Origin of the sequence: Methanococcoides alaskense, assembly GCF_027594145.1 — an archaeon.
GTDB classification, from domain to species: domain Archaea; phylum Halobacteriota; class Methanosarcinia; order Methanosarcinales; family Methanosarcinaceae; genus Methanococcoides; species Methanococcoides alaskense.
The window spans coordinates 1-26,608 of sequence record NZ_JAQFFK010000005.1 but is presented as its reverse complement, the minus strand read 5'-3'; the positions used below and the strand labels follow the sequence as shown (position 1 = coordinate 26,608).

27 protein-coding genes, 1 tRNA gene and 1 pseudogene are annotated in these 26,608 nt (G+C 40.0%); 12 read left to right on the top strand and 17 right to left on the bottom strand.

What is annotated here, in order from left to right; genetic code table 11:
* Window positions 1–15: 15 nt before the first annotated feature.
* From PBV53_RS08515 to ftsZ, 7 genes are all read right to left on the bottom strand, one after another.
* Window positions 16–636, bottom strand: coding sequence for a TatD family nuclease-associated radical SAM protein (locus tag PBV53_RS08515; protein WP_270096762.1), 621 nt, complete (start codon window positions 634–636; stop codon window positions 16–18).
* Window positions 637–650: 14 nt separating this feature from the next.
* On the bottom strand, window positions 651–1,001 hold the full coding sequence (locus tag PBV53_RS08510) for a gamma-glutamylcyclotransferase family protein (RefSeq protein ID WP_270096761.1): 351 nt from the start codon (window positions 999–1,001) through the stop codon (window positions 651–653).
* Window positions 998–2,188 carry a geranylgeranyl reductase family protein gene (locus PBV53_RS08505; protein WP_270096760.1) on the bottom strand — a complete coding sequence of 397 codons (1,191 nt, stop codon included), beginning with the start codon at window positions 2,186–2,188 and terminating at the stop codon, window positions 998–1,000. Before PBV53_RS08505 ends, PBV53_RS08510 begins: the two co-directional genes overlap by 4 nt.
* A 206-nt stretch (window positions 2,189–2,394) precedes the next feature.
* A complete protein-coding gene (locus PBV53_RS08500) occupies window positions 2,395–2,589 on the bottom strand; it encodes a TRAM domain-containing RNA chaperone (RefSeq protein ID WP_270096759.1) in 195 nt (64 codons plus the stop codon).
* A 211-nt stretch (window positions 2,590–2,800) separates the two neighbouring features.
* Window positions 2,801–3,259, bottom strand: coding sequence for a hypothetical protein (locus PBV53_RS08495; protein WP_270096758.1), 459 nt, complete (start codon window positions 3,257–3,259; stop codon window positions 2,801–2,803).
* A gap of 15 nt (window positions 3,260–3,274) precedes the next feature.
* A complete protein-coding gene (locus PBV53_RS08490; RefSeq protein WP_270096757.1) occupies window positions 3,275–4,741 on the bottom strand; it encodes a dihydropteroate synthase-like protein in 1,467 nt (488 codons plus the stop codon).
* A gap of 105 nt (window positions 4,742–4,846) precedes the next feature.
* Window positions 4,847–6,031 (bottom strand): cell division protein FtsZ, encoded by a 1,185-nt coding sequence (gene ftsZ, locus PBV53_RS08485; protein WP_270096756.1) that lies wholly within the window; start codon window positions 6,029–6,031, stop codon window positions 4,847–4,849.
* Window positions 6,032–6,565: 534 nt separating this feature from the next.
* On the opposite strand from ftsZ, the gene PBV53_RS08480 reads away from it, so the two are divergent.
* A complete protein-coding gene (locus PBV53_RS08480) occupies window positions 6,566–7,261 on the top strand; it encodes an AIM24 family protein (protein ID WP_270096755.1) in 696 nt (231 codons plus the stop codon).
* Between the two features lie 68 nt (window positions 7,262–7,329).
* On the opposite strand, the gene PBV53_RS08475 is transcribed toward PBV53_RS08480, so the two are convergent.
* From PBV53_RS08475 to PBV53_RS08460, 4 genes are all read right to left on the bottom strand, one after another.
* The gene (locus PBV53_RS08475) at window positions 7,330–8,043 is read right to left on the bottom strand and encodes a UPF0280 family protein (RefSeq protein ID WP_270096754.1); all 714 of its coding nucleotides are present in this window, start codon (window positions 8,041–8,043) and stop codon (window positions 7,330–7,332) included.
* 9 nt (window positions 8,044–8,052) lie between these two features.
* The gene (locus PBV53_RS08470; protein ID WP_270096753.1) at window positions 8,053–8,439 is read right to left on the bottom strand and encodes a 4Fe-4S binding protein; all 387 of its coding nucleotides are present in this window, start codon (window positions 8,437–8,439) and stop codon (window positions 8,053–8,055) included.
* A 2-nt stretch (window positions 8,440–8,441) separates the two neighbouring features.
* Window positions 8,442–9,944, bottom strand: a complete 1,503-nt coding sequence (locus tag PBV53_RS08465; RefSeq protein ID WP_270096752.1) for a homocysteine biosynthesis protein — start codon at window positions 9,942–9,944, stop codon at window positions 8,442–8,444.
* Between the two features lie 252 nt (window positions 9,945–10,196).
* Complete coding sequence (locus tag PBV53_RS08460) at window positions 10,197–11,867, bottom strand: sensor histidine kinase (protein ID WP_270096751.1); 1,671 nt, start codon at window positions 11,865–11,867, stop codon at window positions 10,197–10,199.
* A gap of 299 nt (window positions 11,868–12,166) precedes the next feature.
* Between PBV53_RS08460 and tnpB the strand changes: the two are divergent.
* The 5 genes and pseudogenes from tnpB (at window position 12,167) to PBV53_RS08435 (ending at window position 15,527) form a co-directional block, all read left to right on the top strand.
* Window positions 12,167–13,280: pseudogene (gene tnpB, locus PBV53_RS08455) on the top strand (IS200/IS605 family element RNA-guided endonuclease TnpB).
* Between the two features lie 290 nt (window positions 13,281–13,570).
* The gene (locus PBV53_RS08450; RefSeq protein WP_270096750.1) at window positions 13,571–14,293 is read left to right on the top strand and encodes a peptidylprolyl isomerase; all 723 of its coding nucleotides are present in this window, start codon (window positions 13,571–13,573) and stop codon (window positions 14,291–14,293) included.
* Between the two features lie 89 nt (window positions 14,294–14,382).
* Window positions 14,383–14,468 (top strand) — tRNA-Ser (locus tag PBV53_RS08445).
* A 256-nt stretch (window positions 14,469–14,724) separates the two neighbouring features.
* The gene (locus PBV53_RS08440; protein ID WP_270096749.1) at window positions 14,725–15,156 is read left to right on the top strand and encodes a hypothetical protein; all 432 of its coding nucleotides are present in this window, start codon (window positions 14,725–14,727) and stop codon (window positions 15,154–15,156) included.
* 35 nt (window positions 15,157–15,191) lie between these two features.
* Window positions 15,192–15,527: a hypothetical protein gene (locus tag PBV53_RS08435; protein WP_270096748.1), complete on the top strand. Its 336-nt coding sequence runs from the start codon at window positions 15,192–15,194 to the stop codon at window positions 15,525–15,527.
* Between the two features lie 78 nt (window positions 15,528–15,605).
* Here the strand turns inward: PBV53_RS08435 and PBV53_RS08430 are convergent, their stop codons facing one another.
* Window positions 15,606–17,435 (bottom strand): hypothetical protein, encoded by a 1,830-nt coding sequence (locus tag PBV53_RS08430; RefSeq protein WP_270096747.1) that lies wholly within the window; start codon window positions 17,433–17,435, stop codon window positions 15,606–15,608.
* 283 nt (window positions 17,436–17,718) lie between these two features.
* On the opposite strand from PBV53_RS08430, the gene mreA reads away from it, so the two are divergent.
* On the top strand, window positions 17,719–18,069 hold the full coding sequence (gene mreA / locus PBV53_RS08425; protein WP_270096746.1) for an MreA family transcriptional regulator: 351 nt from the start codon (window positions 17,719–17,721) through the stop codon (window positions 18,067–18,069).
* Window positions 18,070–18,312: 243 nt separating this feature from the next.
* Here the strand turns inward: mreA and PBV53_RS08420 are convergent, their stop codons facing one another.
* Window positions 18,313–18,777 (bottom strand): DNA-deoxyinosine glycosylase, encoded by a 465-nt coding sequence (locus PBV53_RS08420; RefSeq protein WP_270096745.1) that lies wholly within the window; start codon window positions 18,775–18,777, stop codon window positions 18,313–18,315.
* Window positions 18,778–19,087: 310 nt separating this feature from the next.
* On the opposite strand from PBV53_RS08420, the gene PBV53_RS08415 reads away from it, so the two are divergent.
* Window positions 19,088–19,252 carry a hypothetical protein gene (locus PBV53_RS08415; RefSeq protein ID WP_270096744.1) on the top strand — a complete coding sequence of 55 codons (165 nt, stop codon included), beginning with the start codon at window positions 19,088–19,090 and terminating at the stop codon, window positions 19,250–19,252.
* Window positions 19,253–19,407: 155 nt separating this feature from the next.
* Complete coding sequence (locus PBV53_RS08410; protein WP_270096743.1) at window positions 19,408–20,469, top strand: DUF7544 domain-containing protein; 1,062 nt, start codon at window positions 19,408–19,410, stop codon at window positions 20,467–20,469.
* Window positions 20,470–20,602: 133 nt separating this feature from the next.
* On the opposite strand, the gene PBV53_RS08405 is transcribed toward PBV53_RS08410, so the two are convergent.
* The gene (locus PBV53_RS08405) at window positions 20,603–21,055 is read right to left on the bottom strand and encodes a hypothetical protein (protein WP_270096742.1); all 453 of its coding nucleotides are present in this window, start codon (window positions 21,053–21,055) and stop codon (window positions 20,603–20,605) included.
* Window positions 21,056–21,225: 170 nt separating this feature from the next.
* On the opposite strand from PBV53_RS08405, the gene PBV53_RS08400 reads away from it, so the two are divergent.
* On the top strand, window positions 21,226–21,495 hold the full coding sequence (locus PBV53_RS08400; protein WP_270096741.1) for a hypothetical protein: 270 nt from the start codon (window positions 21,226–21,228) through the stop codon (window positions 21,493–21,495).
* 242 nt (window positions 21,496–21,737) lie between these two features.
* Window positions 21,738–23,306, top strand: coding sequence for a PAS domain-containing sensor histidine kinase (locus tag PBV53_RS08395; RefSeq protein ID WP_270096740.1), 1,569 nt, complete (start codon window positions 21,738–21,740; stop codon window positions 23,304–23,306).
* Window positions 23,307–23,451: 145 nt separating this feature from the next.
* Here the strand turns inward: PBV53_RS08395 and PBV53_RS08390 are convergent, their stop codons facing one another.
* Together PBV53_RS08390 and PBV53_RS08385 are read right to left on the bottom strand one after the other, a co-directional pair.
* Window positions 23,452–23,991 carry a GNAT family N-acetyltransferase gene (locus tag PBV53_RS08390; RefSeq protein WP_270096739.1) on the bottom strand — a complete coding sequence of 180 codons (540 nt, stop codon included), beginning with the start codon at window positions 23,989–23,991 and terminating at the stop codon, window positions 23,452–23,454.
* Between the two features lie 404 nt (window positions 23,992–24,395).
* Complete coding sequence (locus tag PBV53_RS08385) at window positions 24,396–24,779, bottom strand: hypothetical protein (protein ID WP_270096738.1); 384 nt, start codon at window positions 24,777–24,779, stop codon at window positions 24,396–24,398.
* Window positions 24,780–25,572: 793 nt separating this feature from the next.
* Between PBV53_RS08385 and PBV53_RS08380 the strand changes: the two genes are divergently transcribed.
* A complete protein-coding gene (locus PBV53_RS08380; RefSeq protein ID WP_270096737.1) occupies window positions 25,573–26,031 on the top strand; it encodes a hypothetical protein in 459 nt (152 codons plus the stop codon).
* 80 nt (window positions 26,032–26,111) lie between these two features.
* Here PBV53_RS08380 and PBV53_RS08375 read toward each other — a convergent pair whose 3' ends face one another.
* Complete coding sequence (locus PBV53_RS08375) at window positions 26,112–26,582, bottom strand: metal-binding protein (protein WP_270096736.1); 471 nt, start codon at window positions 26,580–26,582, stop codon at window positions 26,112–26,114.
* Window positions 26,583–26,608 lie beyond the last annotated feature (26 nt).

Sequence of the window (26,608 nt, the reverse complement as noted above, 5' to 3'; positions counted from 1 at the left end):
AATTAAAAAAAGATATTATCTTACGTGAAAAGCGGCACCCATATCATGTGCTATCTTTTCACATTTCAGAATATCGACATCATTGAACCCTACTACGGTCATACGAGATTCTATTCCGGCTTTTACTGCTTCTTTTGTGAACTCGAGCATTGCCTCATATGCATTTTTAAGAGCAGGCTGGCATAGTTTGTCATATATTTCTTTCGATTCGGCATTAAGACTTACTGAAACTTCATCAAGGCCGGCTTCCTTAAGCTCAGAGATAACATTTCTTTCAGGATGAAGTAATTGAGCATGACCGTTGGTATCGAGCCTCACTTTCATACCGCGCTCTTTTAGCCAGTTAGTCACCTCAAGCACAACATCGAACCTTATGGTAGGTTCACCAAAACCGGTGAAAACGACCTCGCGGTATTTATTAAGATCAAGAGAACCGAGTTTATCCAGGATCTCATCAATGGATGGTTCTTTCTTAAGGCGAAGGTCATATCCATAAATGCCATCCGAGATATCACGGATACAAAAGATACAGTTTGCACTGCATCTGTTAGTAATGTTAAGATAAAGATTGTCATGTCCTTCGTAATAGAGAGTTCCAACACCTGCAATATCCCCATTGACTTCCTCTTCGATCATTTGTAACTGCCTCCTTAATCCTTTAGCCATATTCCCGGAACGATAGATGAACATCCTTCATAAGATACATTGTTCGATAGAAAATACATCCATACAACACAACTATCTTGTAGGAGGACTTCCTCCCTGCAAAACCATTTCCCCTCAAATCCATCTATAGCGGACAATGTACTGTCATCGACACTGAACAACTCACCAACGATAGACGATACGGGATCATCTTTCACGACTGCCGGGAAATCACCCATATCGAGCATCTGAAATTTATCTTCAGTACAATTTTCCGAAACAAATGAAGATCCAGCAAGAAGATGATGGTTCATATGTCCTTTTTTCAAAGTACCATAGGCAAAAAGGAAATTCATTTTATCCCAAAGTTCATCTTGATGAGGCCTTTACGCACAGCATCCGGCAACTGCCCACACTGCAATGCCTTCATCTGCTCAGGGGCGATCATCCTGATGGCAGTCGACATCATGGAATCAGAACGCATGAGATTATCCATAAGCTTTCGCACATAGACCGCCGTTTTTATCTCAAGCCCCATCTCCCGCCTCCAGCGCTCATCATAATCCTGTAAAGCACACTTACCATCGAGGAATTCAGCTGCGGTCTGCCCAGCGATCTTACCCCCAACCATTGCAGTGGAGATCCCGCCACCGTTGGTGGCTATTATATGACCTGCTGCATCCCCGGCCACAAGAGTATCCTTCGTGGCAGTTACTTTAGGTGCACCACCTACCGGCACAAGACCGGATACGACTGAAACAATGGAAGCACCGGCAAGTTTCGGACTCGCTATAGGATGCTTATACATGAACCTTTCAAGATAATCCCTTGCAGATAACCCGTTCCTGAACAATACTTCCCTTATACCGACACCGATATTCGCAGTATCCCCACCCTGGGAGATTATCCACGCATAACCACCAGGCACGTAATCCTTTCCAAAATACATCTCAACGGCTTCACGGTCAATATCCACACCACTTATCTCATACTCGAAAGCAGTACCGGTACCCATGGGATCGAGATCCCTTACCAGACCCTTTGCCCTTCCGACAATGGAATTTGGACCGTCTGCCCCAATAAGCACTTTAGCACCAATTGTATGTGCTCCAAAAACACCATCCACATTAACGGAAGTACCGTTGACCTCAAGAACATTTGTGCCTACCATCATATCCACACCGCAGCGTCCTGCCTCTTTTGCAAGATATTTGTCGAACCTGCGTCTGTCGATGGCATCAGCATCCACCTCAAATTCCTTGGAATATCCATTCGGAGCGATAAAACGCTGTACACTGCTTGTAGTGTGAATGCACTCCGCAGGGATCTCCTCAAGCATATAGGGAAGTTGTGCATTTGGCACAAGCTCCTGTAAAGTATCAAGATGGGGGAGGAAACCTCCACATTGAAGTGGTACTCCTACATCCTTTTTCTTTTCAATGAGAAGTACGGATGCACCTGCCTGTGCAGCATAAGCTGCAGCAGTTGAACCTGCAGGTCCTGCTCCGACAATAATAATATCATATAGATCTTCAGGCATCATGAGAATGTGTTCTATAGTAGCGATATATTATAAATGTGTTTCAACAGGAAATATAAGGGAACAATTAGAATAGATAGAATAAAATCAACGAAACAAGATGATATAAGAAGAAAATTAGAACAAAACTACAAGAATCAAAAGATTGTCAGTAAATGGTATGAAGAAAGATAACTCTTTCTTTCACACCAGATATGAACACTGAGAAATTACTCAGCGACTTCGCCGAATGCGAACTTGCGCATTACTTTTGTTACCTTGATGGTAACTTCGTCACCGACGGAGGTGCTAGGTACAAAGACTACAAAACCGCTTACTCTTGCGATGCCGTCTCCTTCCCTTGCGATATCTTCAATTGTCACTTCGTAAGTCTCGCCAGCTTCTACTGGTGCAGTGGATTCCATGTCATTAAACAAACTTTTCACGTCCTTTTATTAATGCTAAAAAGAACTAACTAAACCGGAACATAATGGAAGAAAGCAGCAAATACATGAGTAAATACTATTTAATACCTTACGTTTGAAGTAGAAAGTTATACTTTGAAGCAAATCTAAATAGGTATAACTGAAATATAAACATATTGGTAACAAATAAAAATAGAAGAAGGAGGTGAGATCAGTAACCGCCACCTACCTGCAATATTTCAAAGTCCATCTCATCAGGAACCTCAGCTTTGAAGACAAAGACATTACATCTCAGATCCCTTGCCTCTGCGATGGCACGTCTCTGAGAATCAGTGATATCGCCATCTGTGGTTTTTATGCAGAACATCTTTTTACCATTGTTGTTCACAAGGAAATCAAGATCATCGGAATGAACTTTGAGGAAATCCACAAGCGTTTTAAGCTCCTCCCATTTACTGCACATGTGGATACTTTTTGAAGCTGAGTTTTCCACATACCAGTCTTTGCTCATATAGGGATATGCATTGTACTGGTCAACAAGCTCATCATATATCTTGTATAGCTTGCCAGCATCGCGTTTCAGGTTGATCCATTTCCAGCCCTGTTGAACAAAATAGCTTGCAGCCATGATCTCAACGATCAGTTCCTTATCATCATTTTGCAATTTCATCATAACACCTAAAGATCAAAGATCATCGTCCTGTGAATAACTCCTACCAAGGCGTAAGGCTATTTCAGCCTTTTGAATTTCACATCCAAGATAACCAGCATGATCGAGCTTTGATATAAGACCCATTTTAATTATCGTTTCGAGAACTTCCTTTGCAGTTCTGCCCGTGATGGACGCATTTTCATGCTGTGCAACTATCATACCACCGCAATCATCGGAAACTATACCAATGCGGAACGGCCCGAGCGGATCAAGTTCCCAACCTGCAAATCTTTTAGCAGGAAGAGAGTCCTCAGGAATAGCAACATCCGGCCGCCGCCTTTTCTCCTTAAGCACCAAAAGGTCAAGACCGAGGTCCTTAGGAGAACTGCCCCTCGTCAAAGCAAGTGCCATCATCCTGGCACCGGTATTAAGCTCAGCAATAGAACCTTTCGTCTTCTCGCTGAACTCCGGAGTGAACAAGATGCAGGAACCCACATCTGCTGCCAGTCCGCAAAGAGTGGCATTCACACCAACAGAATCGGCATCTATGAGTTCGGTCACATTGCCAGCACCGAAGAAGACCGGGATCTCCGGATATTCCTCATGAAAACGTGCATACCTGACAATCGAATCGACGAACCCATGTCCGATGGGATCAAGCACGGGGTCGGCAATTATACTCTCAATACCAGCATCCCTTGCTGCCTGGATGTTATGCACAAGGCTTTCAAAACTATTTCCGGCATCAGGAATTACCACCGCAGTGACTCCTGCTTTAGCCACATCCTTCCCCACAATATCGATATTGCTGGAATTAAGACTAAGCACCAGATCGACACCCTCGTCAATCGCAGCTTTTAATAGACCGGGTTCCAGAGTATCAATGCTAACAGGAACTGTTGAAACCTTACGAGCTACACGGACTGCTTTCCTGACATCTTCGACAGATGACGTCAGCGAAGCTCCCAGGTCAATGATATCCGCACCCTTTCTGATAAATTCAATAACTTTTAAAGATAAAGCATCTTCCTCAAATCCAGTTGCATCAACTATCTCTGCCATGACCTTCATTCGAGAACCGCCACCAAGCTTCACGTCACCGATCATTGCAAGCATATCTGCATTGTTTTCCAGTTCCACAAGTGTTTCAAGAGCAAGTTCCCTCCAGACATCAGAAAGAAGTTCACATGCAGGCACCTCGAGTGAGAGATCCATACCATCAGCGAGCCTGAGCACACTACCAAGATCATAAGCATGTTTGGGACCAAGAAATACCTTGCACTCAAGTTCTTTTGCCACCATGGAAAAATCACCGGATGCAAGCCCTGGGACTAATATAACGTCATATTTTTCCTTTTGTCCTTTAGTAACAGAAAGCAATCTATGAGGAGTTATAAATGCAGCAACGTCAACATCGAGTACTAGAACATCAGCATTATCACCTACTGAATGCCTTACAGTCCTTTCCGCAAGCCTGCCCGTAGCGATCAGAACTTTCATGGACTTAGATTCCCTGCATCGTAAAAAAGAATATCCATAGAACTTGACTGAAGATTAAAAAAGTATATGTTGATCGGAAATATCCATTCCGACCAACGCATGACATTACTGTATTATATCTATAATTGAACCGCCAAAGGATGCCTTTGAACCCATAGGTTCGACAACTGAGCGGCGACCTCGCTCTGCACGAGTAAAGTTTGGCTTTGAGTGTGAGCTTGTATTCGTAGCAACGTTCTCGACCATACCGCTCTGGGACTGTGAGCCGAGAACCTGAGGGGACTGAACACCTGTCATAATAGCCATGACACGCACCTTTCCTTCATAGTCGTCCCTTATACGTGCTCCCCAGATAACGTTTGCATCTGGTGAAAGTTCATATGTAAGGGATGCTGCGATCTCTTCTGCTTCCTTCAGGCTGAGGTCAGGACCACCTGTGATGTGCACAAGACTCCCTGTAGCGCCTCTGTAATCAACATCGAGAAGTGGGTGGTTAAGTGCTGTGCGAACAACATCAGTGCTCTTGTCCTGGTTCTTGCTGTCGCCAACGAGCATGACCGCAACGCCGCCACAGCCCATGATGGCCCTGATATCAGCGTAATCGAGATTGATGAGGGATGGCTGAGTGATAGTTTCAGTAATACCCTTAACGGTCTCAGCGATAAGCTGGTCCATTACAGAGAATGCCTGCTCTATAGGAAGGTTTGGAACATAGTCCAGAAGCCTGTTATTATCAAGAACGATCACTGTGTCAGCTGCACTGCGGAATGCATCGAGACCTTCTTCAGCCTTGACGGTACGTGCACGCTCTACCCTGAAAGGACTGGATACCATACCAACAACGATAGCTCCCTGCTCCTTTGCGATCTCTGCAACAACTGGTGCAACACCAGTACCGGTTCCACCACCCATTCCAGCAGTGATGAAAACAAGATCGCTCTCTTTGAATATCTCTTCAAGAGTACCACGTGCGAGTTCTGCAGCCTTGGCACCAACTTCAGGATAGCCACCTGCTCCAAGACCCCTTGTGAGAGTCTTACCGACGAGGATCTTCTTGTCAGCACGAATGTGGTCCAGATGTTGCTTGTCAGTATTGATAGCAATAGTCTCTGCACCTTCAATGCCGATATTGTATAAGCGATTGATAGTGTTGTTCCCTGCACCACCGCAACCAACTATGGTGATCCTAGGCATACCGAAGCCTTCGAATTTGTCGTCTTCTGTAACTGACTGCCTGTACTCTTTCTCTTTCTCTGTGTGTTTTAGTGCTTCCTGTACTATAGACTGCATGTTCATCCCCTCTCTTGGATTTGCATTCTAGTGCAAATTATGCGCTTTACTACGCATTGACCTAATTAAATTAATATGAATTGATTTTTATACTCTCTTGCCAGGTTTTCCTGGCACCATCCGTGTTGTAAGCAGATGGTTAGATCAGGCTGTAATTGGATCGAACAGCTCAAATACTACCGGATCAACCGGTATTATTCTACGATCATCGCCTTCTCTTATTTTCAGATCTCATCCAATATAGAAATATATCTGACAGACCTATGTCCGCCCGAACTGCCCTCATTGAATTGTCTTCAAATATAGTATTCATATATGTTAATATATAAGCTTATCGACAATTGTCGGAAAGCACTTGGACAGTACTGCAATCGATTTACCAAATTACCCCATATTCAAGTTATGGGATTGTCGATATATAAGCCCTTGATATATAATAATATTTATTGATAAATATGCACCAAGAAACTTTATTAAACATAGAGAAGAATACTAGAAATTAACTACATTTTATATTTTAGAGGACATGATAAAATGCCAAGATATTCAATAGAAGAATTCATAAGTGAAACCGGACAGAAGGACAAAGGAGAAGGTTTATTCGAACTTGAGCGCGACAGGATGCTCGAACTGAACCTTAATGGCCGCGTCTGGACCAAAAGAGGTTCAATGGTAGCATACCTAGGTAATGTGAAATTCACAAGAGAAGGTGTACTGGAACACGGTGTCGGCAAACTTTTGAAGAAAGCTGTCACAGGAGAAGGTATCAGCCTCACAAAAGCAGAAGGACAAGGTAAAGTATATCTTGCAGATGCAGGAAAGAAGATATCCATAATCAACCTTGATAATGAAGCAATATTCGTTAACGGTAACGATCTTCTGGCATTCGAGGAAAGCATAGCATGGGATATCAAGCTTATGAAAAAGGTAACCGGTATAATGGCAGGCGGACTTTTTAATGTAAAGCTTGAAGGTACCGGAATGGTTGCCATAACCACACATTACGACCCCGTTACACTCAGAGTTACAAAGGACACACCAGTATTTACCGATCCTAACGCCACAGTTGCATGGTCTGGCAACCTTAACCCCGACCTCAAAACAGATATATCACTAAAATCATTTATCGGACGTTCAAGTGGTGAAAGTATACAGATGGCCTTCAAAGGAGAAGGATTCGTTGTGATCCAGCCTTATGAAGAGATACCTTTCCAGCAGCCAGTAGCTTAAACATATTATTTTTAAAATGGCAGGCCAAAAGGTACTGCCAAACATTTTTTCAAAAATATTATTTAGATTCAGCCTTTTGTGATACACTCATACTGCACATCAGCACGTGTGATCTGCGGAATTGTACCCCACATACCCATGTGATCACCCTGTATAACGACCGCACCATCGACACCAGGAATAGAACTTATAGCATCGAACGCCCTTTCTACGCCATCATGCCCTATGCATGTTGAATTGGACAGTTCGGTAGCTGCTGAATCCGCCAAAGCGACATCATCTGAAAAGACCACGGCAGCATCTGCACACCCAAAGTTAATAGAGGGACCAACTGTGCCGGATGATGTGCATATACCACGAATGTGGTCAGAAGGCTCGAGTGTGAACCCAATGTTCCTTATAGAGGACTGACCGGCATATATCCCTATAATTATAGACCTGTCGTTGATAACCGCAATATCTCCCCCATTATCGACAATTGCAGAAGTCGCACCAACATCGACCATTGATCCGACTGCAAGTGCCGCTATCGTACCCGCAACTGCGGACATGGGACCGATGCCCACGGAATTACTAGCAGCAACGAGCCTTTTGACAACTTCAGGTGCATCACTTGAACATTCGTAGGGTTCAAGAGTTACTTTAAAATAAGGATCAGAGCAGATGTAGTCCTCAAGTTCTAGCCGGTGTACGGCTATGGCATCCTTCGCCACCTCGATATAAGACTGATCATCCGCAACTATCGTTACGATAGTTTCCTTTAACTGGAAATGTTCTTTCATGTTCAACTATCACTGCCCAAGAAACAGAGCATTGTGCGGACACATGGTCAGACAGGCACCACACTGTATGCACTTGTCAGGATCTACCTCCAGACTCCAATCGTCAGCAAGGGAAAATACCCCCACAGGACAAACAGATACACATGCACCACATTCCACACATTCTTCCTCATCCCTGCTGATAGGAGTGTCAAGAACTACGACTTCGGCACCTTTCTTCACAAGAGAATCCCGGATCTTCCCGAACTGTTCAGAAGGAATATCAGCTACGACCTCACCATGAGTATTATCAAAGTGTGCCTGTGAAATGTTCAGAAGAGCACCTGTTTCGACAATAGCCTCCGCTAATATCGGTTTTGTAACAATGGAAGATTCAATGCTTATCTTTATCTTCATCTTTATTGCCTCCTTGCGAGCAATTTGCTGATATCATCGCTTGTGATTATACCAACCACTTTTTTCTTTGAATCGATGACAGGAAGTGCAGAAACATTGTTGCTGTCAAGTTTGAAAGCCGCAATGTCTATTGCTTCATCAGGGCTTGTGGTAACCACGTCTTTTGTCATGATATCTTTAACAAGATCATATTCTGCTTTTGCAACAGCTTTGGAAATGTCCCATGCGGTCAATATACCCACAAGAGAATTATCCTTATCGACCACAGGAAGGTGGCTGAACTGTTTATCCATGATGGTTTTTGCAGCGTCGTTGAAGCTTGCTTCTGCCTGAATGATACTAACGTCCGAAGTCATGATATCCCCCACGAGAGGATTTACACTGGATAATTTCATCGAGTTGCATGCAGTGTCCCTTGAAAGACGTTCCACCGGCATGCTGACAAAGAACTCACCGCCTTTTATCCAATCTTTAAGTTCATTGGCGATCTGTCGGGACTTCTTGAAACTTGAGAGAGATGAGGTCGTGACTTCCTTACCATTGACATCGATTGAACCGGAACGCAATTCACCATAAGTAACAGTTCTGATAGCAGGACGATCGCTGCTTGGAATACCATAATCAAGAAGATTTGTAACGATATCGTCATCTGTAACAGCAGTGGCTTTTGCAATATCCTCATTAAGCACCGGTATTGGAATACCCATTCCAACATAAAGGGAAGTTCCATATCCTTCAAAACTGGCAGCACGGATGTATTCTGAGCTCATTTCCTTAAGATCACCTTTAAGCATTAGTGTTCCAAAACCTGATTCAGGAGAGTGTTGTGTACCTTCGCCTACGATGTAGCCCTGAGCACCACCAAGGAAGATTCGTGTGCCTGTGCCTATGGTCTCATAGTTCGGGTCATTGTGCATTGGAGAGAGCACCCCGGCACCAGAGTAGGTCACATTGCCATGATTTGGCAGTAGAGTACCCATATAGGTATTCAGAGTATGATTAGTACTGTTAGTAGCAGCGTTGTATTTCTGGTATGCGTTACGAGGATTCAGCATGATAGCCTGATTCAGATCATAGATGTTAATGGTGGTATCGATAACCTTTCGTGGATAACAGTCCGTCCCAGGAGAAGTTCCATGGACATCGATGGACCTGCCACGAATTAGATCTTCTATGACATGAGCGCCGCCGTATTCCATACCTTTGGAACGGGATGCCTGAGTGGCCCCTATGTATGCATCGACCGCGGCAACACCTGAATAAGCCTCAACATCGTTGAGCCAGAGCTTGCTTATTCTGATAGGAGGTTCCGAATGACCAAAATTCAGCCATACACCGGAAGAACACATGGCTCCGAAAGTACCAGTAGTTACAACATCAACTTCCTTTGCTGCACCTTCTGCACCTAACTCGCCCACGATATCTACCATTTCTTCAGCAGTCACTACATTGACACTACCGTCACGAATCCTGCCATTGATCTCATGTATTGTTTTTTTGACCATATCTACTACCTCTGCCTGCTAACGAGTAATAATCAACTGTGCATATATTACTTCCGGTTATTTCAGACATATAAATGAGGCTAAAATAATGGCTTACAAAAAAGAAAAGGAAAGATGAAAGGAGGTAAATATAGTAGAAAAGTGAAAAGAAGATATACATAAAATAAAGGGGAGTAAAAACAGAAAGAGAGGTCGATACAAAAATTATTCAAATCGAAAACTAAAAAACAAAGAGTAGCAAAAAGAAGATAATTATTTTGGCAACAGTATATGAACCGTCGTGCCAAACCCTTCCAGACTCTTCAACCAGATCTTACCATTGTGTACATCAATTATCCTTTTTGAGACGTTCAAACCAATACCCGTTCCGCCGTACATTCGAGTAAGGGAACCATCCACCTGATAGAAGCTGTCAAAGACCTTATCGACCTTGTCCCTGGGAATTCCGATGCCATTGTCCTTGATCCGAAGATGAATATAGTCACCCTCATCCTGTACAGAGACAATGACTTCTCCCTCAGACATGAATTTGACAGAATTGTCCATAATATTGTTCAATGCAGTCGTCAGCCTTTCTTCATCGCCATATATATCCGGCATATTGTCAGGAATATCCCCTCTGAAGAGGATGTTGTTGCTGCTGACCTGAGCACGTGCCTTTTCGATGGAATTGATAATTAGTCTCTTGACAGGAAGGGCTGTGAACTCATACTTGTATTTACCCTCTCTTTCCATGCACATATATAGTAGTGAATCGATGAGGTCTTTCAATTGTTCCGCATTGCGTACAACAGCATCGTTCGCTTTGCTTTGTTCGGGGTTCAGAGGACCGAATTTCCCATCACCCAGAAGCTCGCTGAAGCCTTTGATGGATATCATGGGCGTTTTAAGCTCATGGCTTAGGTTCGCAAAGAACTCGTTCTTGAGATTTTCAAGTGACCTTAGCTCATCATATGCTTTTTGCGTCTTTTCGAATAATTGGGCATTCTCAATAGCGATACCAATATGTTTACCCACATGCTCAAGGACCTGAAGGTTCTTCTCAGAGAGAGGATAACCACCTGGAAGTACCAGAAGGACAAACCCTACAACCTTGTCCCTCGAATAAAGATAGAAAGTTAGATTTGTTTTTGTTATAAAGCGGGAATCCTGACGTATGAGCTCATCCGAAACAATAGTGTTTTTAGGCAGGTTCGTCACGTTCTTGAACATATCCTCATCCTGAGAATAGTGGATTGTAGATGCAAGCACATTACCAATGCCTATGTTCGTCCTGAGCTTTGCTTCATGCAGGTCATGATCTATTATGTAGATGCCACCGGCTTCGATCTCGAAAAGATTACCAAGCTCCATCAATACCTCAGAGAGCATTTCATCGATATCCAATGATCCAGATGCAAGTGTTACAGCAGAATAAAGGACAGAAATATCACGTTCATGGTCCACGACGGATTGTTCAGCACGTTTTCGACCGGTTATATCAAAAATTATCCCATAGAAATGGTCGACAATTGAATCATTTTTTCGATGGACCACTGTCGTTTCATATACCCATTTTACATCATTGGATTCTGTTACGACCCGGTATTCACAACTGAACTCATCCAGTCCAGTATTGACAGCCTCAGAGATTATGCCATTTACACCATCACGATCATCTGGGTGTATGATACTGTCGTAAAGTAATGTGCCGGAAACAAGGTCTTCTTTTGAGTAGCCGAACCTTTCAATGTTCTCGCTCACGAATTCGACCGGGCGACCCTCCTCCGAACTCCAGAAAAATACAATGGCAGGGCTCTTGTTAATTACAGATTCTAACCGTATTTTCGTTTCGGCGGATAGCTTTATTTCTTTAAGGGATTGACGCAATTCCGATTCAAGACCGCCATTTGTTCCCTTAAATATTTCGTGTTCATCATTCATACGATGCCATCCCCTTAGCCAGAAACCAGACAGTGCATAAAGAATATGATTACACATATATAAATGTATATATGTTTTATATTATACAATGTGTTTTTAAGAATATTATAATATATTATTATAAAGTTACATCTTGTGTATGTATGAGATGTTAAATATAAAAGGCTAATGATGATAAAAATTTTACCATAATAAGCAGAACACCCCTTGCGTAAGCTAGGGGATGAATGCGTACTGACATGATGATAACTGTTATTTAACCCAAAGCATAAGTACGGTTAAGTCGTATAGGGACAAGTATGTTAAAGGCTTTCAAGTATAGAATATATCCTACAAAAGAACAGGAAGAGATGTTTTTTCAACATTTCGGTTCATGCAGGTTCATCTATAATTGGGCTTTGGATAACAAGATTAAATCTTATCAAACGGAGGGCAAGTCAACATCAAGGTTCACGTTGAACAAAATGTTGACCGAGTTAAAGGTAGAACATGAATGGTTGAAGGATGTAAATTCTCAATCGCTACAAGGTGCTACCCTTAATCTTGAAAATGCTTATACAAAGTTTTTCAGGGAAAAGACTGGATTTCCTAAATTTAAATCGAAGAAGAACCCTGTACAATCGTTTTCTGTACCACAATTCTATAAGGTGGACTTTGATGATAATAAAGTATATCTTCCAAAGATAGGGTTTGTCAAGACTATTTTACATCGTAAATTTACAGGTAACGGAAAGACTACTACGGTTTCCAGAACATCTACTGGAAAATACTATATCAGCATTCTTGTTGATGATGGTAAAGAAGTGCCTGTTAAATCCTCTTTCGATGAAAATTCAACTGTCGGCATTGATGTGGGGATTAAGGATTTCGCTGTTATCTCCAATGGTGAAAAAGTCGAGAATCCTAAGTATCTTAAAAACTCTATGCAACGACTGAATGTGCTACATCGAAGGATGAGCAAGAAACAAAAAGGTTCAAAGAATAGGACAAAAGCTAAACTTGCATTATCAAAACTCCATGAGAAAGTCAGAAACCAGAGAAATGATTTCCAACACAAACTCTCTTCTAAACTATTAAGCGAGAACCAAGCTATAGCGTTGGAAACATTGAATGTTGAAGGGATGATGAAAAATCACAACCTTGCTCAACATATTGCAGATGCTTCGTGGAGTTCCTTTGTATCCATGCTCGAATATAAAGGCAGAATGGTGTGGAAAGACCGTTCTCCGCATCGGACAATTTGAACCATCAACTAAAATCTGTAATGTCTGTGGTCACTACAAAAATGACATGACACTTGCGGTTAGAGAATGGGAATGTCCCGAATGCAATTCGATTCATGATAGAGATATTAACGCCGCTATCAACATTAAGAAATTTGCACTTGATAAACAGAACTTAATTGGAATTTGAAGCACCTTCGGAATGAGGGGAAGAGCCTGTGGAGTTGCGTTCGATGAAACTAGCTATGAATCAGGAAGCTCCATGCGTAAGCGTGGAGTAGTTCACTTAATGCCATATTTAGAAATGACATTTATAATTGGATCCGATACTTAGAACACGGAAGCCTGACGGACCATATCACCGATTATCCAATAATGATCGATTTGTCCCAAAAACTTATTAAAGGCAAAAGAGTATACAGAGAAGGCATTCCCTATAGATATTAATTGAATTAATAAAATCCAATCGAGTTGATCATCTTGGCAATAGAAAAAGGAGATATCATTAAAGTATCATACACCGGAAAGTTCGGTGGAGACCAGATCTTTGATACGACCGACGAAGAGCTTGCAAAGACAAACGAGATCCACAACCCACGCGGTATGTACGGTGGAGATGTTGTTATCGTAGGCGCAGGACACACCATTGTAGGTCTTGATGAAGACTTTCCAGGTAAAGAGGTCGGCTACTCAGGCACAGTCATTATTACACCTGAGAAAGGTTTTGGCGAACATGACCCGAAACTTGTGGAGAACCTTTCCCTGACAAAGTTCAAGGACCAGAAGGCATACCCTGGTATGAACGTTGAGCTTGACGACAAAAGAGGTACTGTTGTAAAGGTCATCGGTCGCAGAGTACGCGTCGATTTCAACCACCCTCTCGCAGGAAAGGACATCCACTACGAATACTCCATTGACGAGAAGATCGAAGAGCCTGTCGAGAAAGTAAAAGGTCTCCTTGCACTCTATACAGGTGTTCCTGACCTAGAGGTTGCTATCGAGGACAACAAAGTATCCATTGAGGTCCCTGCAATGCTTTCATTCAACCAGCGCTGGTTAATGGCAAAGGGAAGAGTAGCAAGTGAACTTATAGAGTACATTGGTCTCGAAAAAGTAAGCTACATAGAATCATACCCAGTTCAGATGCCGGAACCTGTTGTAGAGACAGCAACCGAAGAAGAAGTTACAGAAAGTGAAGAATAATCCTCTTCACATCCTTTCTTTAAAACTTTTGTATTCATTTCAAAGCAAAAGCCTTATAGCTGAAAAGACTATTTAGGAACCATTCATTTGCTGAGGTAGCCAAGTGGACTACGGCGCCGGTCTTGAAAACCGGTAGTGCTAACGCGCTGCAAGAGTTCGAATCTCTTCCTCAGCGTCCACACTTCTTTTCGAAGTTGATATTTTACTACGTTTTCTAAAATCATAATTTCTTTTGCTATATCATACTATAGTGTGAATGTCAATCTTGTGACACATGCAACGATTTTATAGAGCATGAGAAAATCATCTGTTTTAATCTTCCAGCATTAAACTACAATCTCAAAACAGAATTTTTATATATATTTATAATTCTATTTTATAGTATACCATTCCAAATACCAAATTACGGATTATAATAAAAGGGGTACAACATGAAAGCAATTTATAAAATAATTACACTTCTGATATTTTTAGAATCAATGACTGCAATAGATTGCACTGATGTCGCAGCCGATAAACCAACCAAATTGGATTACCACGCAGACACTGCCGTGATTAAATCTCAACTAATTTCCGATGGATACAGCGTACATTCTGTAGAATTTGTAAAGAACACTAATGGATATTATGTTCTTTCATTAATGGTCGAAACCAAAGGAAATTATGATAAAGAAGTGCTAGATGCATACACCGTGATGTATGACCACGGGGTTGCAGATTATTATCTGGTGGGTATCGCGGATTATGAATTACAATCCGCTTGGTCATTTTCTTCCACGCGAGAAACTTTGGGCGGGTATTTCTCAGGAACAATAACAGAGGAAGAATACATCAATCGGGTGGATGCACAGCCTATAATGTGAGTATTATGAATGTATAATCTATAATTGGTGATAATATGTACACAAAACTCCCGTGCCCAGAATGTGGATCAGAAAATTATCATGATCTTAGTTTTTGGATTATTCAAGAAATAAAAGCAGGCAAACCATCTGCCCACGTGGATGAGGTATATGCCGAAGATTCTGTGACTGCTGAACAACTCGCGCAATCAGTCATCCAAGAACTCCGCCCCTTCATGGACGATGGCATGACTACCGATGAATTCTGCAAACTACTCAAGAAGTACTTCGGAGTAGCATCACGATATTGTTGTGATCTAATTCAGAGAATGATGATCGAACTGGACATGTATTGTCCTGATCATGAGCATTTGTATTTTGTGGAAGCTTGAGGTTCAGATATAATTGCAAAAAAAATGAAAAAAAAGTTGGTGGCTTGGAAAAGAAAAGCCACACGAGAAGTTTAAAGATTATCTCCTTCTGAACAGCATAACCAGGAAAACAGCAAAAATGCTCAGCAAAATATCAAAACCTGGAAGTTCTATATCTTCTAGTGTCATCGTGGAACCAGATATCTCTGGAATGACTAGTTCTTCAACTGTCGGGATAACTTCAGATCCATCGGGCATTCTCATAGGTGTTGCCGAATCCTGTGGGTCCAGTTCAACCTCTGCAGTCTCTCCATCCCTTATGACCTGTTCACCATAATCTTGCAATTGTCCTGTATTGGTGTTCATGACAAAAAACTCAAAATTACCATCATCAAATCCTGTAATATCAACATCATATTCATCTGTGTTTTGGAGAATGAAATACCACGAATATCCACCTTCTCCATCGGCCATCTTCGTAATGAAAGCATCTGGAATATCAAAGACCATGTTGCTATCATCAACAGCACCAAGTTGACGACCATTGCTGTCAGTGATTAAAATGTTTACCGGACATTGACCAAAGCCCACTAATGCACCCGCATCCCCAATAAGTTCAACTGATTCGGAAACAAGGTCACCGGCTACAGTCCATGCAGCGTATTGGTAATCATTTGGGTCTTTGGTACTATTGAATTCATTTCTATATCCTGGAGAGGTGTCACCTGCTATCGGTGAAAAAACATCTTCCCATACACTGATAGTCATTGCCTCAGGCTTCTGGTGATACCATGGATCAAAAACCATTCCAGTCCTCTTCCAGTCAGTTCCTTTAGGATATACAACGACCGCATGGTGAGCGCTGTATGAACCTTCTATGGGGCCAAAATCATATCCATCCAAAAGGTGGCATTCTCCGGGAGTTGACTGTATTTTACTCAGAAATACCAATACTTGATGTTGATATCCCCCACAGGTGAATTCTCCGTATTTATCATTTGCAATAGAATACAGATTTGTAGCATAGCCCGGATTCATGCTGCTAAAAGGTGGCCATACATCTCCGGCTTTTAGGTCCCTGTGATATGGGCCTTCAGGAATGCGAAGCTGGTAGAGACGGATAACCTCCTGAAGATCTGCTTTCTTGTCAGAAGGACATGTTACAACCACTTCAGCCTGGTCTACAATTTTCCCATCCATTCTGGCAAAAACAGTGCAAGTACCGATCTCTTGTGATGTGAAAACACCACTCTTATCAATTGTTCCTATAATTACATTATCCCTATACTCACTAAGTGATTTGGATTGCCCAACAATCCATTTAACTTCATTGTGATCTATCTCTGAATATATGCCATTTCTTTCATTTTTCAGAGTGAAATCGATAGTTTTACCGTATTCGATCTCTTGATAAGTAGGAGTGATAAAAAAGTCATCCGTTTCATCTGCTGTAGCAACTAAAATAAAAGGAAGATTTGCAGAACCTTTGGATCCTTTACTCGTTACGTGCACGGTGTAAAATGAGCCACAATATTTAAGTTGAGTACAACCCGAACTAAAAGGCAACGCGAATTCATCAGTAGTTTCATAAGATCTTTTTATAGGAAAGCCCTTTTTGAGGAGCTCCCATTCTTTTATATCCGCTCCTTCAACTTCAATTTTAACATCAACTGTATTCTGATGATCCCAAGAGTCTTCAAAGGATATGTTGACATATCCCCCTCGACCTTCAACATAATAGCCGGGGTCGTACTCAATTTTCTCCCCATTTTGGAAAGTAATCTTGAAAGTATATTTCCCTTCGGGATCTTGAAGATCAATGGTTGTAGCTGCCGAAGCAGTAGAGGTCATCGAAGCAATAAATGTTATGGAAAGAATTAGAATTATCAATACCCTACATTTTTTCAAATATGTATAGCTTAAATTCATATGATCACCGTTTAAAAAGCTAAACAAAAATATAGTTACTAATGCTTATAAATTAATGGTAAAAATATATTTGTTCAACACATGAAGATCGAGCTTAACATGTATTGTCCTGATCATGAGCATCTGTATTTCGTGGAAGCTTGAGATTCAAATGTTATACATTCAATTAATCATAAACCATACAATATGAAATACAATCAATGTATTATATAGGTGCCAATAATATTATATCAGTTATAATACTCTTAAAACCTCAAATACCATAAACGAAAGAGGACTTTATATGGATGATATAGATTATGAAATCGTAACACTTCTTCAGAAACTGAATGTATCAAAACCTAGTTCAAAAGCTCTTGCATGTTTATTTCTTACAGGCAAAGCTACTTCCTACGAAGTCGAGAAAATAACTCACCTGAGACAGCCGGAAGTTAGCATTGCTATGAACTGCCTAAAAGATAGTAATTGGGTTGAGGTCGAAGAAGTAAAAAAGAAACAGGGTAAAGGTAGGCCAATAAAAAAGTATACCCTTATTGCTCCGGTTAATGAAATCATTGATACCTTTGAGAAACGAATATTGGATGACAATCAGACGATGTTGGATAGTCTTGAGAAACTCAAACGCTTTTCTTAAATTTCTCTTTTATCGCGGGGCTTACTTTTCATAATCTTCTCAACTTCCCTGGCAACTGCAAAGTAAATACCATCCCCAACACAACTATATAACATCAAATTAAACATTTTATACACACATAATTTGGGCGAAAAGTACGTTTAAGCGTTGTACCACTGGTACATATCTCTTCCTCAGCGTCCACACTTCTTTTAAAATTACATTTTGACCATGCGATTGTTTAGCTTAAATATTCCCTAAACATCAACGTTTTTCTACTGTACCAATTACTTCTTTCCACATTTCAGATTTATCCGAAATTTTCATAGCTCTTGCTGGACTTGAAGATGGAACAACTAAAATATTAACATTGGTTGGTACATTACAGTGCTTAATGTATTTTTCTGCCTTTTTCCCATTGCAAATGATTTTCTTGATAGATGTTAATTGAGAAAAGTCATTGTACTCTTCATTGCGGATACTGCTATCTGAACTTCCAGTTATGTCACAAGCTTTCAAAGTATCCCACAATCCGATTTGACGATCATGCAAAACTCTAATTCTGTCATCGTAATTTGAATCTTGCAAATCGATGGCAAGTATTTCACCCATTAGTTTCCAGAACTGATTTCTAGGATTTCCATAGTACTGATTTGTATCCCGGGAAATTTGTGAAGGAAATGTTCCAACGATTAGTAATGTCGTATTTTCATCAATTGTAGGATCCATTGTAAATACTCTCCTTTTTGTATTATAACATTCAAAGTAAATGATTCTTGGTATTTTGCGTATTGTAATGCAAAATGTTACAGAAAGCATTTGTATTTTGTCAGTCTGTGAAGCAGATTATTGAATATTGAAAATCATCTGTTTAAATCTTTCATCATTAAACTACAAGTTCAAAACAGAATTTTTATATATAGTTAGAATTCTATTTTATAGTACAGCATTCCGTATATCAAATTACGGATTATAATAAAAGGGGTACAACATGAAAGCAATTTATAAAATAATTACACTTTTGCTAATATTAGCATCTATGACTGCAATTGGATGCACAGACGTTGCAGCCGATGCGCCAATAAATGAAGTGTCCAGTGCAGACACTAGTACAGCTTCGGAAGTTGAATTATCTGACGAGATCGTGCAAGTTCGATCAGTTCAGGATCAACCCATTGCAGTAGCTTGTGACTATTCCCTTTAACATGAGGGACTAGTCGAGTAAAACATATTCCTGAAGAGAACAACGGGGAGTAAATGAAAATTGAATTGGACATGTGTTGTTCCGACAGGCAGCATTTGTATTTTGTAGAATAATACATCATAAATTATTTATCATATCAATCTTTATTTATTTATATGACATGGTATGTAGTAGACGCTCTGGACAAGGCATTTGGACGAACTAAAAAATGCCTTTTTGAGCCCTTTGATTTCTGGAAGTGGATGAAACTTGTCATCATCGTTATGCTTATCGGTGGTGTTGGAAGCAATTTCAATAGTGGTGGAAATAATTATTCATCTGATGGTTACAACCTTCCTGAGTCAGGTACAACTGACAGCTTCACCGATGTTTTCACAGGTTTTGTTGATCAGATCCCTACTGACCCGGGCATGGGATTGATCATTGGGATAATAGTTCTCATATTTGTCCTGATCTTGTTCTTCTCCTACGTTTCCAGTGTCATGGAATTCGTATTTGTTGAATCCCTCGTAAGCAATGATGTCAGGTTCTGGGAATACTCCCGCAGATACCTGAGGAAAGGTTTGGGACTGTTCGTATTCAGGATATTGACAGGCATTCTTTTGCTTGCCATCATTGCAATTATAGCCCTTCCCTTTGTGCTACCGTTGATAGGTTCTTCGAGTGAAAATTATGTAGATGTTATGGCGAGTAATATTATTCCCTTAATATTCCTGTTAATTAGCATACTTCTGGTAACAGCAATAATTGGTGGTATCATCAGTTCATTCATCAACCTGTCAATACCTGTAGCCATTTACACAGAGTCCGGCATTTTCCGCGCATTTTCCAATGTATTCAGACAGTTCAGGAAAGACTGGAAGCAAATAATCGGCTATTGGTTTGGAAGGATAGTGCTTGGCATTGCTGTTGGAATTGTAGTGGCCATCGTTTTGTTGATAGTAATTATTGCAGCGGGTCTTTTCATCTTGCTCGTAGACATGCTTCTTTATTTTGCACTTTCAGCAATTCTACCAGGATCAGATACCATTATCTGGATGATCCTTGCACCAATAATTTTGATCCAGGTGATCATCTTCATATTTTTGCTTGCATTTATTACCCTGCCTGCAAGTGTCTTCATGAAATATCACATGGTCACATTCCTGCAGCAATGGTATCCTGATGTGGAAATTCCTGTGTTTGACATGCAGCAGATCGATGAGGAGCTTTATTGAATTAGTGATATGATCGAGAACATCGAAGTGGAAGACAATTTGGGAAAATTGTGAGCCAAGTAATTTTCCTTCTATCCCTTGTTATATGACCCGAACGAAAAGAAGTGTAGTGAGAGCACAGCGTGGTTTGAGTTCAGAATCCCGCGAATTTTAATTTAATTGCTTGTAAGATTGCACTTTCCAGTTGTTTGGGTTCATCTGTGCCTATCCTGTATATTTTACCGTTTTTCATCTTTATCTCAACTGCATCAAGACCAGAAACATTGAAGATCACCATTTTAGGCCATAGCCATAATCTTATCCCCCAGCCATAATACCAATGATTTTTTACAGTTCTTGCTGAAACGATTTCATTAAGTGGAAACTTCTTCCAAAATATTCCATAACCATATTTTATTCTTAGGTATTTTTCATCGATCATTACTTTAAGTGTTGCAAACGAAATTAAGATCAGCACACTGAGCAACATAATGGCAAAAACGATTGGTTCAAAATCTGTTGTTGATAAAATAAATCCAAAAAGTGAAACAACTGCAAATAAGACAACTATTATTAAATATCCTGTTTGAGTGTGTTTGTAATTCATATCATTAAGTTAGTTATATCAAATTAAAAGCTTTGTTCCCCACATCCCAAATTTCTCATTCACATGAATATTGAGAGTGAATGACTTATCACACTCAGCATTATGCTTCATGTTTTCACTTTGTTAATGAAGCAATGATATTATATTCATATGATAAGGAATGTGTTCACATGGTTCCCTGGATGATGCTGGTTATTTTTGTCATGATCATATTAGGAGGCTTTATTGCTTACATATCGATGAAAGTTCAACAGGACATCTACAACACGACAGGTAAGCATCCAAAAAGATATTACTTGAACAAGGGTTTAGCAATAGGTATCCCACTCGGAATCCCCTTCGGAATTATTATGGATAACGCTTCCATAAGCATCCTCATCAGAGTTGCAATAGGATTTGTTATTGGTTCTGCATGGGAAAGAAACATGAGGATGAATTGAGACATCTGACAAAAGAAGAAGAGGAATTAAAAATAAAGCCCTTTCTGTTTTTACTTGGGCTTGGAGTAATTGGTTTTATTGTTTTTACTGCAGGTTATTTGTTAAGAAATTAAATTCATTTTCTCATTTATTATTAACTCCACCTTGCCACGACAAAATACAATGCAATTGTTAGGAAAAACAACTGACATATCTTTTATCGATAGCTATATAATGATGATAACCATAATTATAATTATTGCATGCAGAGTATCCATAAACCAAGGCCAAAACCTGAAGAGGAAGTAAGCAAGAGAACAGAAGTTATGTTGCAGAAAAGTGAAACAAAACTTCGTACCGTAGTGGATACTCTCCCCGATCTGGTCTGGTTGAAAGATCGAGATGGGGTTTACCTTAATTGCAATTCGAAGTTTGAACGTTTCTTTGGTGCAAAAGAAGAAGAGATAATTGGTAAAACAGATTACGATTTTGTAAATAAAGATCTGGCTGATTTTTTCCGACAGAAAGACAAAGCTGTCATAGATGCTGACAAAGCTGTCATTAACGAAGAAGAAGTTGTGTATGCAGACGATGGTCACCGAGAAGTTCTTGAGACAATTAAAAGCCCCATGTATGATTCTAATGGGAACTTAATTGGAGTGTTAGGAATTGGTCGAGACATCACAAGCCGCAAAGAAATTGAGACGAAATTGGCCTTATCTGAAAAACGTTTTAGATGCATTCTCGAAAATATACAGCTTGTAGGAATTATGCTAGATGGAAATGGGACCCTTATTTTCTGTAATGATTTTTTCCTTGATCTGGTTGGCTGGAAGCGAGAAGAAGTAATTAATAAAAATTGGTTTGAAGTGTTCCAACCTTCCAAAATTACCTTTGAAATTAAGGACATGTTCGTCAATGCGATCAATGGTGGAGAGATGCCAACATATCATGAAAATGAGATTGTCACTAAAATAGGCACTCGTAAACTTATTGCATGGAATAATACCGTTTTTAAAGATGAAAATGGCATGAACATCAATGTCGCCAGTATTGGAGAAGACATAACTAACCGTAAGCTTCTAGAGAAAAATATGATTGAGGCAAAGCTCCTTGCTGAGGAAGCGAATCATACCAAATCGGACTTCCTTGCAAATATGAGTCATGAATTGCGTACACCACTAAATTCAGTTATTGGCTTTTCAGACCTGCTACTTGAAAATATTGCAGGACCTATTAATGAAAATCAACACAAATATATTTCCAATATACAAAAAAATGGGAATCATTTACTGATGTTAATCAATAATATACTTGATATTTCAAAAATTGAATCAGGCAACATGAAATATAACCCCGAAAAAATAAAGATTCCACAAATAATTAATGGAATTAAAGAATCAATTGAACCTCTGGCAAGAAGTAAATTCATTGATATTAACCTTAAAATCGAATCTGATAATCTGGAGATATATGTTGACATAATTAAATTCAACCAAATTATGTACAATCTTCTTAGCAATGCAATTAAATTTACACAAATGAATGGAAACGTATGCATCAATACCAAAACCATTGATAAAAAACTCCATGTGCATGTATCTGACAACGGCATTGGCATTTCTAAAGATGAACAAATGACAATATTTAAGCCTTTTATGCAAGTCAATTCAGCCCCTAACCGCGAATATAATGGAACCGGGCTGGGACTTGCACTTGTTAAAAAATTTGTTGAGATGCATGGTGGCGAGATCTGGGTTGAAAGTGAAGTTGGAAAAGGAAGTACGTTTACATTTACAATTCCAGAGGATTCTGAAAACACATCTTTTTAATTGATTTTATCTCAAATGTTAGTGCTTTATTAGACAGCATTTATATTTTATTTGATTTTCTCCGACATACTTGTTCAATACAATGACCCCACCATCATCAGAACAAATGGAAAGTACCTATAAGATGATGAACTGACAGATCATGTCAATCGGAACTTGCTTGAATGTGCTTCATCATGATCAATACTTTTCGTTTTTCCCTTCCTACGTGGTATGCTTCTTCACTGCAAAATGTGAATCCCCATTTCAAATAAATTTGTTGAGCAGCAGTGTTGCCATCCCATACACGTAACCACACAACTTTGAATCCTTTTTGGTGAGAGATCGACTCCCCATAACGGGATAGAAGCCTTCCGACTCCTTTTCCCCTACAATTATTCTGAACATAAAGACGTTGCAACTCTATTACTCTATCATGTACTAAGCCATCTGGCATATCAGAATCTACATATTTTGCGTAGCCACATATTACACCCTTTGCATTTTTACAGATCAGATAGATGGACTCAGAGCTTTCGATCTCATGCTTGATCCAATCTTCCGAGAAGGCTTCTTCCACATAAGTTTTAAGTTCATCTATAGGAAGAGTTACCTTATATGCATCTATAAAGGATTCCTTTCCGAACTCGGAAAGAAAGATTACATGTGATAAATTTGCTTGTAATACATCAAGCCGATCGTTCATACTACCACCTGATATCAAAATTCATCTGTCTGTTATGAGCAAAGAGGATAACACATCAGATGGCACTCATTGTTGATCTTTAATTTCAATATTGCGATAAAGATATTTTATAATTTTTTTATAGGTAAAATTTGCCCACATGTTATCAGATTTTAATTTTTAGTACTCTTTCTTTCAACCCACCAAACCAAGGCTGCGAATACTATATAGAAACTCAAACTTAAAATACTCATCACTGCCACAAGAACTTTTCCTTCGGGTGCGAACATTGTTGGAACATAAAAAAGAACTAAAAGAGCCATTAGAATGATCGGTCGTTTAAGGTTCTCAGAATTTTTGTAAAAATAGTACCCGGCTCCAATGAAAAAACCAACTTCAAGTAAAAAAGCTATCCACGGATATTTTCACAGTCCCAGACCAACTTTATAGCTATTGAAAATAAGGGGCATATCCGGTGTGTGAGCTATGAAATCAATAAACCAGTGTGATAATACCCCCATCGAGAGTGCAATTCCCCATGTCCTGTCCTTTAGTTTCCAAACGACCAGGAAAACAATAAGAGCAATAACCAAACTATTTGATAAAGAGTGAGTCAGCGGAATATAGTCCATCGATGTTCTCAGGAAAGGGTTAGAGGTGGGATTATAGCTCATTTTTTCCACACCAAGCAACACCAACATAAATGCCAGAATATCGACAAACTGAACTGTAATAAAGAACACCCATAAAGGAATTGCATTAAATTTCTTTTTTAGTAAGAATCCAACTGCATAGTGTCCTATGAACATTTTTACCACCCACTTTAAATTCAGTTTACTAATTCATTTCTATATTTACACAACTACAACATTCCCCACAAACCGTAAAAATAATAATTAAAGGACAAAATGAACATGGACCATATTTATCAGCAGTTAGATTTATGGTTTAACTATCAATAAAGATTGTGACCAAACTAGAAATTTGATAATAAAATTAATTGCTATTCCGCACAAAAGTAATAACTAGCAAGAACAAAATTTTGAAAATAATGATCTAATTAAAGGAAAATTCCAAATGCTTGAACCAACGCTCATCACATGGGTACTCGTGATCTTCGGAGTGTTCTTTATCTTTCTACCCATACTATACGCCCAGATCCAGATGGCATTTCGCCCCCATAGCCAGAGATCAAAGGACATAATTATCGGAAAAGGAGAGGATTGGCGCGATAAGACACACTTTCGTACGGCCAATGGACTTGCCTGGGCTGATCTGATGATCTGGTTACCACTTTTAGCAGCTGGGAGTATCGGCGTACTACAAAGCCAGATATGGGGCTACGTTTTATGGGCAGGATCGGGAATCGTTTCGGTTTATATCAGTATTGTGCTGTGGTTTTCTGAGCGTGAGTATGTATATCCATCGTGCGGACCACTGGCATATTATACATATGTTTGGGGTTTTTTCGTGTATTGGGGAATAGCTGTCGTTACCTATAGTTTGCTACGATTAGCTAACATACAATTCTGAAAAAAAGAACACTACATCCAACAAACAAACAAACATTAAAAACTTTGAAGAACGAAAGGTGAAAAAACAATGAACATCCTAAAAAAAAGCATCGGTAGATTTCCATTGGGTGTCTGGATTGCCATCATTGCTCTCATATCTCTGTTTTTGGCTTGGTTCATGCAAGCCTATTCACTCCTCAATTGGGATATTGCTGTGGATATTGGATTCCAGAATGAGCGTTTCACTGGTGATGCTGTAGAACGTGCTTGGGCTCATGAGAGCTGGAGCGTAGCAGTAGCCGATATGCTATGGGCAATGCCCTTAGGAATTGTGGCTTTCATCGGGATCTTAAGAAAAAGATTCTTTGGTTTTGCTGCGGGATTGATGGAGCTTTCCATAGGCGTCTATTTTCCACTCGTTTTTGCATTTCAGAGATGGACAACTTACCCGGAAACAGTGATCATAGCTATTGTTCTATGGACCATACCTTCACTTTTAGGGATTATTGGCTTGTGGGCAAATCGAGAATACTTTGAGAAATATTAATCACCATGACCAAAAAAATGAATTTAAAGATGGCGAATAGCAATTGCCTAAATGCCACACACATTTAAATCTTCTAATTCTCAAAAAAAACTTTTCATTTTTGAGACCAAGAAGTCCGATATTATATGGACCTCCATTGACAGAACCATCCCTATCGTGACTGCTACAATGAACCTTAAGTGTCCCTGGTGCAACTCAACGCCCAAAAGCAGCAGCAATACGGCCACTATCAATGCAAGGTTGATCATGATGGACAGGGGTCCAATGATGGGATTATGGGAGAGACCTCTGTGTTTGAATATAACCTTGTAAGGCCACCAGAGTATCCTGAACATCTTCCATCTCTTGTAGGGTTTGCTTTCTATATCGAGGTCCGGACTAAGGAAGAATGTTGCGAACAGATAAGATAGAGAAAGGACCGCTATCGTGTAAATATCCAGATATTGGACAGCCAGCTCATTTACATTCCAGATAGTAAGATAGAAAATGCCTGCCAGTAAAACTATCAGCACTGCAATGTTTATCGTGTCATGTGTTTTTCCGCCTGGCATTGTTCATCCGTTCCTGAATATGAATT

Excerpts from the sequence above, each read along its gene's own strand:
- PBV53_RS08515 (WP_270096762.1), bottom strand. The coding sequence starts at position 636 with ATGATCGAAGAGGAAGTCAATGGGGATATTGCAGGTGTTGGAACTCTC.
- PBV53_RS08400 (WP_270096741.1), top strand. The coding sequence starts at position 21,226 with ATGGTTCCCTGGATGATGCTGGTTATTTTTGTCATGATCATATTAGGA.
- PBV53_RS08435 (WP_270096748.1), top strand. The coding sequence starts at position 15,192 with ATGTACACAAAACTCCCGTGCCCAGAATGTGGATCAGAAAATTATCAT.
- PBV53_RS08505 (WP_270096760.1), bottom strand. The coding sequence starts at position 2,188 with ATGATGCCTGAAGATCTATATGATATTATTATTGTCGGAGCAGGACCT.
- PBV53_RS08380 (WP_270096737.1), top strand. The coding sequence starts at position 25,573 with ATGAACATCCTAAAAAAAAGCATCGGTAGATTTCCATTGGGTGTCTGG.
- mreA (WP_270096746.1), top strand. The coding sequence starts at position 17,719 with ATGGATGATATAGATTATGAAATCGTAACACTTCTTCAGAAACTGAAT.
- PBV53_RS08415 (WP_270096744.1), top strand. The coding sequence starts at position 19,088 with ATGACTGCAATTGGATGCACAGACGTTGCAGCCGATGCGCCAATAAAT.
- PBV53_RS08410 (WP_270096743.1), top strand. The coding sequence starts at position 19,408 with ATGACATGGTATGTAGTAGACGCTCTGGACAAGGCATTTGGACGAACT.
- PBV53_RS08500 (WP_270096759.1), bottom strand. The coding sequence starts at position 2,589 with ATGGAATCCACTGCACCAGTAGAAGCTGGCGAGACTTACGAAGTGACA.
- PBV53_RS08495 (WP_270096758.1), bottom strand. The coding sequence starts at position 3,259 with ATGAAATTGCAAAATGATGATAAGGAACTGATCGTTGAGATCATGGCT.
- PBV53_RS08510 (WP_270096761.1), bottom strand. The coding sequence starts at position 1,001 with ATGAATTTCCTTTTTGCCTATGGTACTTTGAAAAAAGGACATATGAAC.
- PBV53_RS08430 (WP_270096747.1), bottom strand. The coding sequence starts at position 17,435 with ATGAATTTAAGCTATACATATTTGAAAAAATGTAGGGTATTGATAATT.
- PBV53_RS08490 (WP_270096757.1), bottom strand. The coding sequence starts at position 4,741 with ATGAAAGTTCTGATCGCTACGGGCAGGCTTGCGGAAAGGACTGTAAGG.
- PBV53_RS08480 (WP_270096755.1), top strand. The coding sequence starts at position 6,566 with ATGCCAAGATATTCAATAGAAGAATTCATAAGTGAAACCGGACAGAAG.
- PBV53_RS08465 (WP_270096752.1), bottom strand. The coding sequence starts at position 9,944 with ATGGTCAAAAAAACAATACATGAGATCAATGGCAGGATTCGTGACGGT.
- PBV53_RS08440 (WP_270096749.1), top strand. The coding sequence starts at position 14,725 with ATGAAAGCAATTTATAAAATAATTACACTTCTGATATTTTTAGAATCA.
- PBV53_RS08385 (WP_270096738.1), bottom strand. The coding sequence starts at position 24,779 with ATGTTCATAGGACACTATGCAGTTGGATTCTTACTAAAAAAGAAATTT.
- PBV53_RS08470 (WP_270096753.1), bottom strand. The coding sequence starts at position 8,439 with ATGAAGATAAAGATAAGCATTGAATCTTCCATTGTTACAAAACCGATA.
- ftsZ (WP_270096756.1), bottom strand. The coding sequence starts at position 6,031 with ATGCAGTCTATAGTACAGGAAGCACTAAAACACACAGAGAAAGAGAAA.
- PBV53_RS08475 (WP_270096754.1), bottom strand. The coding sequence starts at position 8,043 with ATGAAAGAACATTTCCAGTTAAAGGAAACTATCGTAACGATAGTTGCG.
- PBV53_RS08405 (WP_270096742.1), bottom strand. The coding sequence starts at position 21,055 with ATGAATTACAAACACACTCAAACAGGATATTTAATAATAGTTGTCTTA.
- PBV53_RS08375 (WP_270096736.1), bottom strand. The coding sequence starts at position 26,582 with ATGCCAGGCGGAAAAACACATGACACGATAAACATTGCAGTGCTGATA.
- PBV53_RS08420 (WP_270096745.1), bottom strand. The coding sequence starts at position 18,777 with ATGGATCCTACAATTGATGAAAATACGACATTACTAATCGTTGGAACA.
- PBV53_RS08390 (WP_270096739.1), bottom strand. The coding sequence starts at position 23,991 with ATGAACGATCGGCTTGATGTATTACAAGCAAATTTATCACATGTAATC.
- PBV53_RS08395 (WP_270096740.1), top strand. The coding sequence starts at position 21,738 with ATGCAGAGTATCCATAAACCAAGGCCAAAACCTGAAGAGGAAGTAAGC.
- PBV53_RS08460 (WP_270096751.1), bottom strand. The coding sequence starts at position 11,867 with ATGAATGATGAACACGAAATATTTAAGGGAACAAATGGCGGTCTTGAA.